This window comes from Oceanobacillus sp. FSL K6-0118 (assembly GCF_038006665.1).
GTDB lineage: Bacteria > Bacillota > Bacilli > Bacillales > Amphibacillaceae > Oceanobacillus > Oceanobacillus caeni.
Genome location: NZ_JBBOVR010000001.1, coordinates 527992 through 541654, shown reverse-complemented (window position 1 = coordinate 541654; position 13663 = coordinate 527992). Strand labels below are relative to the sequence as shown.

Genomic DNA, 13663 nt, shown 5'->3' with positions numbered 1-13663 from the left:
GGAACGAATCTCATAGATTGGTCCCCTCCCCATTTAAACTTAACTGCTTTTTCTTATACATAAGGCTAAATCCTACATAGGCAAGAAAGGATAAAAACATAGCTGAAACAACGGTGTGCATTCCTAGTGGGTCTGGATAAAAGGATTCGAATAGAACATAGGAAACGATACCAACCACCATCGAGGCGATTGCTCCATATTTATTCCCCTTTTTCCAATAAAGCCCCATAATAATCGGCCACATAAAGGTTACTTCTAGTCCACCTATTGCAAAAAGATTCATCCAAATAATTAAATCTGGTGGGTCTATCGCCATTAAAAATACAATGATTCCTAGTATTCCTGTTACTCCCATGCTTAGTCGCTGTATCGTTTTCCTTGATGCTTCTGGTTTAATATAATTAATGTAAACATCCTTTACGATAGTGGAACTTACTAATAACAATAAGGAGTCTACAGTCGACATAATTGCCGCTAGTGGAGCCGCTAATACAATACCAGCCAACCATGGAGGTAATACTTCAAGCGCAATTAATGGCATTACCGTATCACCAATTTCGACCCCAGGCATAACGGATCGTGCGAATACTCCAACTAAGTGCATATTTAGCATAATAAATCCAACTACAATCGTTCCAATAATAAGTGCACGATGAAGGGATTTTGTATTTTTATAGGACATCGCTCGCACAGCTATTTGTGGAAGTGCTACTACACCTATCCCAACTAAAATCCAATAAGATGAAACATAAGTTGGAGTTAATGTCCCATCAGCTCCATATGGTGTGATAAGGTTTGGATTTTCCATTCGTAAGTCCTGAATAATATTAGAAACTCCTCCACCAGCCAAAACAACACCAATTAATAAAATTAACGTTCCAACAAGCATAATTATCCCTTGAACCGCATCTGTCAACGTTACTGCACGAAATCCGCCAAATGTAACATATACTAATACAGTAATTACAAATATGAACAATGCTGAAGTATAGGGTAATCCGGTAAGGGACTCAATTAAACGTCCACCACCTATCCACTGTGCAGCCATGGTAGAGAAAAGGAATATAACGATACTAAATGCGGAAAGTAGCACGACCCACTTAGATTGATAACGTTCCTTTAAAAAGTCTACAATAGTAATTGCTTTATATTGGCGGGCTACGATAGCAAAGCGTTTTCCCAATATCATTAATGTAAAGTAACCAGTCGCTATCTGTGTTACGGATAGAAGCACCCAGCCTAGCCCTTCATTATAGGCAACACCTGGACCACCTATAAAACTACTTGCACTTCCATATGTGGCCATCATCGTCATAGCTAGTACAAAGCCACCTAAACTTCGTCCACCTAAGTAATAATCTTGAAGAAATGATTCTGATGACTCTTTTTGCCGACTAGCAAATAATCCAACTAAAAAGATTAATACTACTGTCCCAAAAAGGGTAATGGTAGCTTGCCAATTCATTTATCTTTTAACTCCTCATCCTCAAATGGTATATCTTTAAAGAAACCTTTTACTATGATAAAAACTAGTATACATATGATGATACTTCCAAGTACACAGCTATAAAAAAACCATGATGGAAATCCAAAAACATAGGAATACTCAGAAGGATCTTTACTACCCAGTCCATATGCAAAGGCAAACCACCATACAAAGTTGAATAAAAATAACCCCACACCAATTAAGGCTTCACGATTGCCTATTTTTATACGATAATCTACCTTTTGATTCTCTTTATCCTTATTCAAGGTCCATCCTCCTAGTAATTATATATTCTATATAATAATGCAATACTTAGTTAAGTGTAAATCATTTAGACCATTTATTAAATGGATATTGAAATAATTAGTATTCCCCTATATAATGGTAATAAATCGGGGCATTAGCTCAGCTGGGAGAGTGCTTCACTGGCAGTGAAGAGGTCAGGGGTTCGAGCCCCCTATGCTCCATTCATAACCAAACAAAAGAACACTCTTGCTTATTCAACTATAGAATGAGCAAGAGTGTTTTTTTCATAACTCCTTCATATCGGAATTCTAATAAGTAATTACTTTTATCCCCTTAATTATATTCCAAATAAAGTAGTATATATCAATAAGGAAACATATGACTACAGCGATGATGGTTGCAATGAAAAATGCTCCAGTAGGTTCTGATAACCCTAATCCTAAGGTTCCAAGAACAAGAATAGCAATAAGTGAAGCAATGGCTGGAATTATATGTGTCCATAGTGCTTTTTTCGCATGTAGTTTGGTTGTTTCATTTCCGAAAATCCACACAAGGATTGGAAATAAGATAGGTGCAAAAAAGATACTCCAATAACACAGTGCAGATAATAATTTATTTTCTTCTATCATAATCACCTGATTTCCTAATTAATAGATAAGCAATTTGAACTTTAGCAACCAAAAACATGGTCGGAAATATCATCAATAATCCTATTACATTTAGACCTAAACTAGGCAATAGCTTTTAAAAATGTGCCCAAGACAACAAAAAGACTCTCACTCGACAAAGTAAGAATCCCCAAATTCAAAGGCGAGAGATTTCCTTCGCCCAACCATATTCTCCCCTTAGAATAACCGATTTATTCTAAGGGATCAAGGAGTGAGTTAACTAACTAAATTTCCTTTATACTAGGGTAGGTGTTTTGTTGCATTATTTTACCACATATAGGATAATATACCCGTATTTAGATAAATTGTTAGGGGGAATCGGTATTTATGAAAAAATACTAATATTATTAATGTCATTATTTGTTGTTGCAAGCTTAGCAGCCTGTGGCGATGAAGTTACGGAAGAAAAAGATATTAATTCCGTAAACACAGATGAAGAGAATGCAAATGAAGAAAACGATGAAGAGGCGGAATCAGAAACAAAGGAAGTTGCGGAAGTTGTTGCTGATGATAATTACATAAAAGCCACATTAGTAAGTGTAGAACATAAGGTGGATGAACTTTTTGATGAAGAAAAATATACGATTAACTTCGATTTGGAAAATAAAACAAGTGATAAGCTGACCGTTCAAGCACGTGACGTTTCGATTGACGGTACAATGGTAGATGACATGGTATTCTTTAGTGAAGATATTGCCGGAGATAAAAAAGCTAACGGTAAAATGGATATCGAAAATTATGAGGGCGCTCTACCAGAAATGAAAGAGGATATTGAATTCACACTAATTATAGTTGATGATGAAACTTATGAAACTTTAGCCGAACATGATGTGAAAGTAGATTTTTAATAGATTATGTTATTAAGGCACTCTTAAACGGGTGTCTTTTTTGTTTTGTAATTATGGAGGTGGTGACCGTTTTGGTGTTCCTAACATCTTTGATTAATTTAGCTGTTGCAGGAATTAACCTCACGATAGCTATTAAAAAGCTATTAAAACAACAAAAGAAACAAAAAAGACTCTCGCTCCACTAAGCGAAAGTCCTAACCAAAACAATAGGTGAGGGATAATTCCCTCGCCTACACCATATTCTATTCAGAATATACAACATCTATACCAAAAACACAAGATTTGGAGAGTGATTACATGATTTGGATTTCTTTTGCTATTTCCTTTTAGTTTAGGAATATCTTTATATACCGTTTGGTACGCATCCTAAGACAAATAACATCCAAATAATCTGTCGGTATTTCCCAGGAAATGTTGAACATTGTCAAAACGTAATCATTACTTAATCTTGTGCCATCTTATTCCGATTGATTACGCTCAGCATATACCGCCATCGCATCTCTCATAAACTTCGCCAATCCTTCTCCAAACTTATCAATATTTTTAGTAAATCTTTCATCATCCACATACATTTGTCCAAGGCCTTTGAAGGCATCAAGAGAGTAATTACCTATTTTATTTAAATAAACGTACCATAAACCAATCTTTTCCTGAGCTATATCAGAATCAGGAGACTCATGACGGATTTCCGCCAACTTTCTGTAAATATCATTAAACTCTTTCTCTAATGATTCCCTTTCATATTTGGATAATTGTTTAATTTTAGCATTGGATTCATCTACAACATGATCGCCCCATTTTTTTCTTGCCTCATCCTCGTATGGGTTATGACTAAAATCAAACCCCTCAAACTTCTCTTTATCAGTCATTTGAATTTCTCCTTTCTTATTTTGAATCGTTTTATCAATGGTTTGAATCATTTTATCAATTCGTTTTCTTTTGTCTATCAACATCCCTCTTTGTATTTCTAATGCTTCTTCTTGTTTGTAGGAAGAGCTATTCATAATCTCTTTTATTTTTTTCAAGCTAAATCCAAGCTCTTTAAAAAACAGGATCTGTTGTAACCTTTCTAAATCCGCTTCAGAATATATACGATACCCAGATCCGTTTATCTTTTTCGGAGTTAACAAACCAATTTCATCATAATGATGAAGCGTACGTATACTCACCCCTGCTAGCTCAGATACTTCTTTTACATGCAAAAATAACCCCTCCCTTACTCACAATATAAGGTATTACGTTACGTTAGAGTCAACTGCTTTTTTCATTTTTTCCTCATTGTCCATAAAGAAGACCTTCCATCAGTGAGAAGTTGATCTCCCACCTACCCTCTTTGTTTCCTAGAAGTTTGAGGTGGTAGTCCTAATGCCGGTTTAGGTTCCTGGGTAACTGCCTATTCTTTGCTATATCTATATCAAACTAGACTTTCCCCCATATAATGTAAGGACCTAATTTTTTGAGGAGGAATATGTAATGAACTATTATGATCCTTATTACTACCATACCGAATACTATGATGATGATGAAAGGCAATTTAATTTTCCATGGAATCAAATGTTTCCTAGCCAAGGGGGGTTCCCTGGAACAGGATCCGGGATTCCAGGTGGAGGATTTCCTGGTGGGCCCGGTCAGTTTCCTGGACAGCCAAGTACGCCTGGTCAATTTCCGGGACAGCCAGGTACACCTGGGCAAGGTGGGCAACAGGCGGGGCCACCAACAGCCCCGCCACCTAACTTCACTCCCCAACAGTCACAAACCCAACTTTTTGCAGTAGATCCCGGTGCAATACGTGGTTGTTTATTTCGATTCACTTACGTTTGGTTAAGAAGAGACGCTTTCTGGTTTTACCCAACCTTTATTGGAAGAAGATCCGTTGCAGGTTACCGCTGGATTGGTTGGAGATGGGTATACTTCGGAATAGATCTTGACCAAATACAATCTTTTCAATGTTTTTAATAATATAGTTATTGGTACAATCATATTTCCTCCTTTCACATAAAATTAGAATAAAAGGAGGGGTAATGATGAACATTTTAGCTCTTTTATATTTAGCTGCTATAGCCGCTGGTTTTTCACTAATCGGACTAACAACAGTCACTACACTTTTTACAGGCCCGATTGCAACTTTTATGATTTGGATCGGGGCAATTACAGTAATTGTATTTTCAGTGGCAATCATCTTCCTTGGACTTCGCTCGCTCTTTAATAAGCTTTAAAATTAATAAAAATCCTTTACCAATTCCAATATTAGAATAGGTAAAGGATTTTTTTTAATATCTATTTACTTTCTTTCTCATTTCTCTTTCCCAAATTAAACCTTGTTGTAAAGCCATTTTTCTAGCGATTCTAGGGGCATTCCACAACGGTGGTAAGATAAGAAGTGAGACGGGTACAGCCGATATGACTATCGAATTTTGAATAGCAGTAATGCTGTCTTCTCCGATTGTCAAGATCACCGCAGTAGTAAGCCCAAAGATAGCTGCCCAAAATACACGAAGCCATTTTTTAGGATTATCGTTACCAGTTAATGTCGCAGCCACCGTATAAGCCATTGTATCTGCAGTTGTTGCAACAAAAATAATAGAAACTAATAGAAAGGCTAACCCAAATAATGTTGGGAATGGCAATTGACTGGTAATCGCCATTACCGCAGCCTCCATCCCACCTTCATTCAAAGCATTAGAAATAGATCCTGGTTTTTCAATTTCAAAGAATACTCCTGTTCCACCAACAATGGAAAACCAGAAGTTAGTAACTAATGGTGCAACAATTGAAACGGCAATGATCAATTCTCGAATGGTTCTTCCACGTGAGATTCGGCTTATAAAAACGATTAGCATAGGTGCATATCCTATAAACCATCCCCAGAAGAAAATGGTCCAACCGCCTAACCAATCATGGTCACCACGATATAAACTCATTTCAAAAAAGTTTTGAACATGGAATCCTGTACCACCTACAAAAGCATCGATAATGAAAGATGTAGGTCCGATGAAGAGTATTATAATTGCTAAAAGAATGGTGAAGTTAACATTATAATTACTTAGTATATAGATTCCACGGTCAACACCCGTTGCAGCTGAGATCCCGGAAATCGTTACTAATGCAAGCACAACAATAATACTAATCGTTAATGTATTTGGAATACCAAATAAGTGATTTAAACCATACGATATTTGTAGACCTAAAAAACCTAAAGGTCCTAAAGTCCCTGCTACCGTTGCAATAATAGAAAAAACATCCGCAGCGGTACCAATTACACTTTTATGATATATTTTCTCCCCGAAAATCGGATATAATAATCCTCTAGGTCGTAATGGTAAATTCTTTGTGTAGTGAACATACATCATTACAATGGTAGCTAATGTTCCTAATATCGCCCATGCAGTGAATCCCCAATGTAGATATGATTGTGCAAAGGCTGCTGAGATTTTATTGTTTTCCACATCACCAAATAACGGCGCCACTTGTATAAAGTGATACATCGGTTCTGAGGCAGCCCAAAACACACCTCCACTAGCAAGTAACGTAACTAATATCATCGAAACCCAACCAAAGAAGCTATACTTCGGCTTGTCCATATTTCCTAATTTTACTTTCCCATATTTAGAAAGGGCAAGGACTATGCCAATAAGAAAATTTAATAAAAGCAAGACTTGCCAATAAGCACCAAAAAGTTCAGCGGAAAGAGAGAATAGTTTATCAATTCCGTTTCCCACCATATCACTATTTATAAACGATAAAACAATAAATACAATTAAAAATCCACCACTAATAATAAATACAGGCCAATCTAGATTCTGTTTTGATTTCACGTTTTTCCTCCTAATATTTTAGGAGCAAGTGTCTAAAATTTAATATTGCTTTGCCATTAAAGACCGTTGGATGGAATTGAATACAAGATGTTCAAAAGTATTCAATGACAAATCCACCAACTTGCTCAATTCTTTGACCAGTGTCCCATTATAGTAAACTGTGCAAAAATCGTCAAATAGACTTCTTTAAGAAAGCCCTCATACTTTTCCCCTATATAATTGATTATTCTGAATAATCCCGACGCATAATGATTGTTTAACCAATCACTAGTCCGGTTAAACAAACGCTTATATGTTATTATTTAAAATTTCATCAACTGTAGATTCCACATCTTTACGGGACATCTTATCTTCGCCATTTTTCATTACGTGTAAAGTCTTTTTAGCTAAGGACGAAGGTATTTTACAGAACACTAATATTTTCTTCGTTTTTATCGATTTTATGTATTGATCAGCCATTTTTAAATTTTCTTCTGCATAATGAAATAAGTCTTCTCGAGTCCAGCCCTCTGGTAGAAAGCGAACCCCTCGTTCTGCATCTTCATCCTGATTTCTTAGCATATTAACAGCTTGTAATCCCCTGCCATAGCCAATAGCTAATTCATAATCGGTTATTGTGTTATCATACCATCTCCAAATATCAGATAACATGACACCGACAAGACCTGCAACATAATAGGTATAATCATCCAAATCCTCTTTCGTTTGAATGACAAAGTCCTTCTTAACCCATTTTGCCATACCCTTTGCCATAATACTCGTGGATTCTTTTACTTTATCCACTATTCCTTCTGGGCATACGGATAACCAATCTGACATTCTCAGTGTTACTTCAGGAAAATCAGCCGCGTAAGGCCTTAATAATTCCTCGTAAGCCGATTCATCGAAGGATATTCCATTTAATAATTCACTTATGGAATATAAAAGTTCCTGCTTTATCTCGGGTTCAAGGGATGGATGATCCTCAATCTCATCTATTGCTCGCATACACAAATATGCAGAACCTACTGTCATCTCTAACGTGTGGTTTAATAGACTAATTGGAATGTAAAAGGTTCTACTTGTATCTTTTAATACACGCATTGTATCTTTTTGAAGTTGTTTTTCTTTACTCATTTACTTGCTTTTCTCCTTCCATGTCTATTCACCAGTATAACAAACATTCCAATTAAATTCTTTGTAAATAATTAGGTTAGTATTTTTTATACCCCATTTATAAAAAAATAAACCTAGTTTTTTAAATAAAATGAAAATGCAGTTGTACTTGTAATTACTACCAAATAATCATACGATAGGAAATGATTCACGAGCTTGGAAAGGTGCTTAAATATATGGATAAACGAGTTTATTTATTAACTATTGTTTCCTTTGTGGTTGGAATGGTTGAATTAATTATTGGAGGAATTTTAGATTTAGTGGCGGATGACCTAGGTGTTACGCTTGGACAAGCTGGATTGCTTATAACGATTTTCTCACTAACGTTTGCAATATCAGGTCCTATCCTATCTTTCTTAACTGCCACAATAGAAAGAAAAAAGCTAACCATTATCACGTTATTCTTTTTCTTAATAGGAAATATAATTGCCGCCATTAGTCCATCCTATACGATTCTCTTTATCGCAAGAATTGTATCCGCAGCAAGTAGTTCCTTACTTATCGTGCTTTGCGTTGTCATGGCAGCAACGATTGTAAAGCCGGCCTATCGTGCAAGAGCAATTGGAATTGTTAATATGGGTGTAAGTGGTTCGATTGTTCTTGGTGTACCAATTGGATTGGTGCTAGGAAATTCATTTGGATGGCGAGCACCATTTATCATGATTACTATCCTTACCTTACTTTCCATAACAGGTATTTACTTTTTAATGGAAAAGGTTGGTGCTGAGAAACAATCATCCTTAACGAAGCAATTTGCTTCCCTTAAAGATAGCAGGATATTATTTGCCCATATGACCACCTTCCTCTTATTAGCAGGACATTCCACGTTATATACGTATTTAACCCCATTCACAAAGGATTATATTGGTTTAAATGAAGCGTGGGTTAGTGTTATTTACTTTATTTTCGGAATCGCAGCTGTAAGTGGTGGTGCAATCGGAGGATTATTTGGAGATCGATATGGTTCGAATAGAACAATTAAAATGGTAATTATTATTTTTAGTATTGCTATTCTAACTATTTCACATACCACATTTCTTTTACCATTATTTCTATTCAATTTAATCATTTGGGGCATGATGAGTTGGGCTGTAACTCCACCAATGCAAAGTCACTTAATGGCAACAGCACCAGAAACAGCAAATATTCAAATTAGCTTAAATAACTCATCCCTTCATTTAGGCATTGCAGTAGGTTCATCGATTGGAGGTGTCATTATTGACATGACATCCGTTGCCAACAATGCAACGTTTGGAGGAATGCTGGCAATCCTTTCGTTAGGAACTGCCACGCTTTCAATGAGAAAGAAACATAGTATCCAAACCTATAAAATGAACTAGTTTAAGGTTTATTTCAATTATAAAATGGCTATAGTATAAACTATAGTCATTTTACTTTTCCCATCAAAGATTATTACTATTTTCACAATCCTTCCTAACCATATATTCAAGGGACAAAATACAACAAATACTTACAAATCAACTTGTAACAAATTAGACACAAAAAGGCATTGCTAATATAAAACGTTTCCATGTATAATAAATATAGTGAATAAATTCACATTTAAGCAAGAGGGAGTGATGGTTATGAACACAAATTTAGCTAAGAAAAATACAATTACAAAAAGAAAGCTAAAGAATACGCTAATTTCAACAACATATACGTACCATACACCCGGCAATATTCACTTAGATACCATTAGAAATAATATACCTAATTACCATACAGCAGCAATCACAATTGATGAATCAATAAACTTACCTAAACCCGGGACATATAACATTAAAATAAAGGTTGGGAAAAGTTGGTACCTGGGAGTAGCTTTCCTATCCCAGTCCACTGATCGAGAAAACAAACGAATGATCAAGATTTTTATAAAAGACTTCCTGGATATACCGGCTAATAAAAAAATAGTCATTGCTTGGTGTTTGGATAAGAAAAATGATTACTGGAGATAGAGGCCTTGATGAATTGGCTTCTACTCCTTTTATTTTTCACTTTTTCAATACCTAAAATAACGCAATGTAATTGGAACATACTCTCTTTTTAAACTATAATTAGATTAATCACATTAAAGTTTGATTTTTAAATTGGAAAGGAAATCTACTATGAAACAAACAAGTCGGTTTATTAAATTTATGGGAGGGAAAAATCTTCTATATTTATTGGTTTTATTGATCCTCATCGGTATTACTATCCTTATTTATAATAAAATTTCATTTATATTCCATCCGATCATTGTTATCTTTTCAACGATTATGCCACCAACTATTTTGGCATTTATCGCTTATTATCTCTTAAATCCAATTGTAGATTTTTTAGAGAGGTTCCGTATTAAACGGATATGGGGAATTATTATCCTTATACTTGGGATTGGCGGATTATTAACCGGTCTTATTTTATTAATCGCTCCTTCTATTGAGGTACAAGTAAAGGATTTAGCGAAGAATTTCCCCAATTATTTAAACCATTTGGGGAATGTAATTACCATGTGGCTTCAAAATTCCTTTTTAGGACCATATTACGATGAAGGATATAACTGGTTTGTTACTAACTTTAGTAATATTCCCGGCATGGTTGGAACTTATTTAGTAGATGCCTTTCAAGGGTTTAGAAACGTAGCCAGCACTGTCACAAATGTCTTTGTTTCCATTATAACTTTTCCTTTCATCTTGTTCTTCCTATTAAAAGATGGAACTCGATTTAGGGATTTTTTCTTAAAATTATTACCACCAAAATTTCGGGATGATACAAATCAAATCCTGAAAAATATGGATACTCAAGTTGGGTCATACATCCAAGGACAAATTATCGTTGCTTCATGTATTGGTTTACTGTTATTTGTTGGTTACAATATTATTGGTCTCGATTACGCAATCACTCTTGCCATTGTTGCTGCTACAACAAGTGTGATTCCATATCTTGGACCAACAATAGCAATCACCCCTGCTATTATCATTGCTATTGTTCATTCCCCTTTCATGCTTTTAAAACTTGCCATCGTTTGGATAGTTGTTCAATTTCTAGAGGGAAATTTTATATCTCCAAACATCATGGGGAAAACCATGCAGATTCATCCTTTGACGATTATTATCGTCTTACTTGTTGCAGGTAATTTATTTGGATTAATTGGAGTTATTTTAGGAATACCAGGATATGCCATTCTTAAGGTATTAGTTTCTTATCTATATAATAAATTTAAAAATCGTTACAACCATTATTATGGGGATGAGTATGGGAAATATTAGGGGACTTGGTGTTTACTTTCTTATTCATTAAGTGTTCCAGACAATAAAAAACCCGAACTATCACGTGAAATTCTTATTAAGAGTTTCGTAATAGTTTGGGTTTTTTATTATATCACTTAATTAAGTTAGAAATTACTTGGCTTTATGGATGGTCAATTTAGTAATGTCCTAGCCTCACTTTTTTGAAATACTACGAATTTGTAAGGTTAGTATGATCAACACCATAAAGAGTTGTCCATTGGTTTTTAAAATCATTAACATCCGTTGGAGTAGTCGGAAAAGCTATCATTTTTCCAATAATTTCCGGAGCAACTGTTACTGTTTCTGACCCAGCTAAACATACATCATGAACTTGTTGTAAGTTTTTAAAACTTGCCGCTAAAATTTCACACGGAAGGTTATATATTTTAAATAATTGAGCGATTTCTTCAACAACTCGTACACCATTACCGGTTAGATTATCGATACGGTTAACGTACGGCGCTACATATTTTGCACCTGCCATTGCAGCTATTAAAGCCTGGAATGCAGTATATACGGTTGTTGCTAATGTTGGAATATTTTCTTCTTTTAATAATTGCATCGCTCTAATTCCTTCTTCGGTTACAGGAATTTTCACAACAACATTTCCGGAAATCTCTCTTGTCACAAAACGAGCTTCTTCTACAATCTCTTCTGCTGTTTCACCTATAGCTTGAACAAATAACTCTTTATTTTCACCAATAATGGAACGGATTTCTTTTACAACTTCTAGATATGGTTTTCCTTCTTTTACAAGAATAGAAGGATTAGTCGTTACACCTGAAATTGGATAATACTTATTTAATCGGGTAATTTGATCTGTATTTGCTGAATCAATATAAAGTCTCACGCTTTCTCCCCCTTATTAGTTATATTTATGCAGGGAAGAATGCATAAACTATCTTCCCTGCTAAAAACACATTATCCTATCTCGCTTATCCTCTTGATTTTCCACCTGAAATATTAATAGTAGTACCAGTAATATAAGAAGAATGATCAGATACAAGGTATGTTACTAAGTCAGCAATTTCATCTAACTTACCAACACGACCTAATGGAATAGAGCTAGTATAATTACCTTCTAAGTCTTCCACTTTTACATTTCTTGTATATGCTAAAGCTTCATTATAAGCATCATTTGTTAAACCAGTTTTTTCATTAATTCCTGGTGCAACCCCAACTACGCGGATGTTATATTTTCCAAGCTCTTTTGCCCATGATCTTGTGAAGCCATTTAAGGCACCTTTAGTTGCTGAGTAAATACTTTGACCAGCGGAACCTTCCATACCTGCTTCTGATGTGATATTAACAATAACACCTTTTTCTTGCTTAATAAAACGTCTTGAAGCAGCTTGCGCACATAAGTAAGGTCCTTTTTGGTTTACATTTACCATGAAGTCAAATGACTTTTCATCTAATTCATATTCCGGTTTTTCCCCTTTGACATCTACAAGTAGACGTGGAAGGTTAACACCAGCATTATTCACAAGTGCGTCCACGTGGCCAAATTTTTCCTCTGTTAATTGGACCATATTTTCAACACTTTCTTTGTTCGTTACATCCGTTTTTACATGATAAAAATTATCTACGTCTCCTGTTTCAACACTTAAGTCGGCAATAACAACTTTCGCGCCATTTTGTTGAAGTGTATTGGAAATATGTTGTCCAATTCCGGAATTTCCTCCAGTTACGATAACTACTTTTCCTTCAAGGTCTGTCCATGATTTTTGCATCCTACATTACTCCTATCTGTTAGATTTTTACCTATATAATATGGAAAGAAGTCGTTAAAACGACGACTTCTTATCTTTCAATTTTAATTTTGTCACCTACGTGAATTTCATTTATCTTTTTATTTTCAAGACATAGAGTTCCTGGTAAATCTGCTTCTGTTGAACCATCAAAGCGGAGAGTAATATGTCCTAAAGAAGATAAATTTTTGTTTACTGCTTCACCTACAGCGGTAATTTGATAACTTTCTTCCCCTATTGTTAGTGTATCTCCAACTGTAATATCTTGACGTAAGTTATTTTCAGAATGAAGAATACAAAATTCAGCTAATTCCTGAGGTGCATTGTCTTTAAATGTAATTAACATGCCTTGTTCTAAAAACTCACCTACAGATTCTCCCAATTTAGTTACTTCTGTTGTATAAATAATTTCTGCCATTTCTAAA

Annotated in this window: 15 protein-coding genes and 1 tRNA gene; 7 read left to right on the top strand and 9 right to left on the bottom strand. The window is 35.1% G+C overall.

The window, feature by feature from the left end; all coding sequences use genetic code 11:
• Positions 1-10: 10 nt before the first annotated feature.
• The gene (panF, locus tag MHI02_RS02780; protein ID WP_047185602.1) at positions 11-1465 is read right to left on the bottom strand and encodes a sodium/pantothenate symporter; all 1455 of its coding nucleotides are present in this window, start codon (positions 1463-1465) and stop codon (positions 11-13) included.
• Entirely contained in the window at positions 1462-1752 is a 291-nt protein-coding gene (locus MHI02_RS02775; protein ID WP_047185603.1) for a YhdT family protein, read from the bottom strand. Before MHI02_RS02775 ends, panF begins: the two co-directional genes overlap by 4 nt.
• Positions 1753-1880: 128 nt before the next feature.
• On the opposite strand from MHI02_RS02775, the gene MHI02_RS02770 reads away from it, so the two are divergent.
• Positions 1881-1953, top strand: a tRNA-Ala gene (locus MHI02_RS02770).
• 87 nt (positions 1954-2040) lie between these two features.
• Here MHI02_RS02770 and MHI02_RS02765 read toward each other — a convergent pair.
• Positions 2041-2361, bottom strand: a complete 321-nt coding sequence (locus MHI02_RS02765) for a DUF4870 domain-containing protein (RefSeq protein ID WP_047185604.1) — start codon at positions 2359-2361, stop codon at positions 2041-2043.
• Positions 2362-2657: 296 nt separating this feature from the next.
• Here MHI02_RS02765 and MHI02_RS02760 point away from each other — a divergent pair, with 296 nt between their 5' ends.
• The gene (locus MHI02_RS02760; RefSeq protein ID WP_128723429.1) at positions 2658-3248 is read left to right on the top strand and encodes a hypothetical protein; all 591 of its coding nucleotides are present in this window, start codon (positions 2658-2660) and stop codon (positions 3246-3248) included.
• Between the two features lie 458 nt (positions 3249-3706).
• Here the strand turns inward: MHI02_RS02760 and MHI02_RS02755 are convergent, their stop codons facing one another.
• Positions 3707-4450, bottom strand: coding sequence for a MerR family transcriptional regulator (locus MHI02_RS02755; RefSeq protein WP_047185606.1), 744 nt, complete (start codon positions 4448-4450; stop codon positions 3707-3709).
• 271 nt (positions 4451-4721) lie between these two features.
• On the opposite strand from MHI02_RS02755, the gene MHI02_RS02750 reads away from it, so the two are divergent.
• Together MHI02_RS02750 and MHI02_RS02745 are read left to right on the top strand one after the other, a co-directional pair.
• Positions 4722-5204, top strand: coding sequence for a hypothetical protein (locus tag MHI02_RS02750; RefSeq protein WP_047185607.1), 483 nt, complete (start codon positions 4722-4724; stop codon positions 5202-5204).
• A 68-nt stretch (positions 5205-5272) separates the two neighbouring features.
• Positions 5273-5464, top strand: coding sequence for a hypothetical protein (locus MHI02_RS02745; protein WP_047185608.1), 192 nt, complete (start codon positions 5273-5275; stop codon positions 5462-5464).
• Between the two features lie 54 nt (positions 5465-5518).
• On the opposite strand, the gene MHI02_RS02740 is transcribed toward MHI02_RS02745, so the two are convergent.
• Together MHI02_RS02740 and MHI02_RS02735 are read right to left on the bottom strand one after the other, a co-directional pair.
• Complete coding sequence (locus tag MHI02_RS02740; protein ID WP_047185609.1) at positions 5519-7063, bottom strand: BCCT family transporter; 1545 nt, start codon at positions 7061-7063, stop codon at positions 5519-5521.
• A 288-nt stretch (positions 7064-7351) separates the two neighbouring features.
• The gene (locus MHI02_RS02735) at positions 7352-8179 is read right to left on the bottom strand and encodes a squalene/phytoene synthase family protein (protein ID WP_047185610.1); all 828 of its coding nucleotides are present in this window, start codon (positions 8177-8179) and stop codon (positions 7352-7354) included.
• Positions 8180-8394: 215 nt separating this feature from the next.
• Here MHI02_RS02735 and MHI02_RS02730 point away from each other — a divergent pair, with 215 nt between their 5' ends.
• The 3 genes from MHI02_RS02730 to MHI02_RS02720 all read left to right on the top strand — a co-directional run bounded on the left by MHI02_RS02730 (position 8395) and on the right by MHI02_RS02720 (position 11466).
• Positions 8395-9558: an MFS transporter gene (locus MHI02_RS02730; protein ID WP_047185611.1), complete on the top strand. Its 1164-nt coding sequence runs from the start codon at positions 8395-8397 to the stop codon at positions 9556-9558.
• Between the two features lie 246 nt (positions 9559-9804).
• On the top strand, positions 9805-10176 hold the full coding sequence (locus MHI02_RS02725) for a hypothetical protein (protein WP_114351375.1): 372 nt from the start codon (positions 9805-9807) through the stop codon (positions 10174-10176).
• 150 nt (positions 10177-10326) lie between these two features.
• Positions 10327-11466, top strand: coding sequence for an AI-2E family transporter (locus MHI02_RS02720; RefSeq protein ID WP_047185613.1), 1140 nt, complete (start codon positions 10327-10329; stop codon positions 11464-11466).
• 190 nt (positions 11467-11656) lie between these two features.
• Here MHI02_RS02720 and MHI02_RS02715 read toward each other — a convergent pair whose 3' ends face one another.
• The 3 genes from MHI02_RS02715 to MHI02_RS02705 all read right to left on the bottom strand — a co-directional run bounded on the left by MHI02_RS02715 (position 11657) and on the right by MHI02_RS02705 (position 13656).
• Positions 11657-12337 carry a transaldolase family protein gene (locus MHI02_RS02715; RefSeq protein WP_047185614.1) on the bottom strand — a complete coding sequence of 227 codons (681 nt, stop codon included), beginning with the start codon at positions 12335-12337 and terminating at the stop codon, positions 11657-11659.
• 85 nt (positions 12338-12422) lie between these two features.
• Positions 12423-13220, bottom strand: a complete 798-nt coding sequence (locus MHI02_RS02710; RefSeq protein WP_047185615.1) for an SDR family oxidoreductase — start codon at positions 13218-13220, stop codon at positions 12423-12425.
• A gap of 70 nt (positions 13221-13290) precedes the next feature.
• Entirely contained in the window at positions 13291-13656 is a 366-nt protein-coding gene (locus MHI02_RS02705) for a PTS glucitol/sorbitol transporter subunit IIA (RefSeq protein ID WP_047185616.1), read from the bottom strand.
• Between the last annotated feature and the right edge of the window lie 7 nt (positions 13657-13663).

What these genes read in the sequence shown, in the direction of transcription:
- MHI02_RS02745 (WP_047185608.1), top strand. Translation starts at nt 5,273, where the DNA reads ATGAACATTTTAGCTCTTTTATATTTAGCTGCTATAGCCGCTGGTTTT.
- MHI02_RS02710 (WP_047185615.1), bottom strand. Translation starts at nt 13,220, where the DNA reads ATGCAAAAATCATGGACAGACCTTGAAGGAAAAGTAGTTATCGTAACT.
- MHI02_RS02735 (WP_047185610.1), bottom strand. Translation starts at nt 8,179, where the DNA reads ATGAGTAAAGAAAAACAACTTCAAAAAGATACAATGCGTGTATTAAAA.
- panF (WP_047185602.1), bottom strand. Translation starts at nt 1,465, where the DNA reads ATGAATTGGCAAGCTACCATTACCCTTTTTGGGACAGTAGTATTAATC.
- MHI02_RS02705 (WP_047185616.1), bottom strand. Translation starts at nt 13,656, where the DNA reads ATGGCAGAAATTATTTATACAACAGAAGTAACTAAATTGGGAGAATCT.
- MHI02_RS02750 (WP_047185607.1), top strand. Translation starts at nt 4,722, where the DNA reads ATGAACTATTATGATCCTTATTACTACCATACCGAATACTATGATGAT.
- MHI02_RS02720 (WP_047185613.1), top strand. Translation starts at nt 10,327, where the DNA reads ATGAAACAAACAAGTCGGTTTATTAAATTTATGGGAGGGAAAAATCTT.
- MHI02_RS02765 (WP_047185604.1), bottom strand. Translation starts at nt 2,361, where the DNA reads ATGATAGAAGAAAATAAATTATTATCTGCACTGTGTTATTGGAGTATC.
- MHI02_RS02730 (WP_047185611.1), top strand. Translation starts at nt 8,395, where the DNA reads ATGGATAAACGAGTTTATTTATTAACTATTGTTTCCTTTGTGGTTGGA.
- MHI02_RS02725 (WP_114351375.1), top strand. Translation starts at nt 9,805, where the DNA reads ATGAACACAAATTTAGCTAAGAAAAATACAATTACAAAAAGAAAGCTA.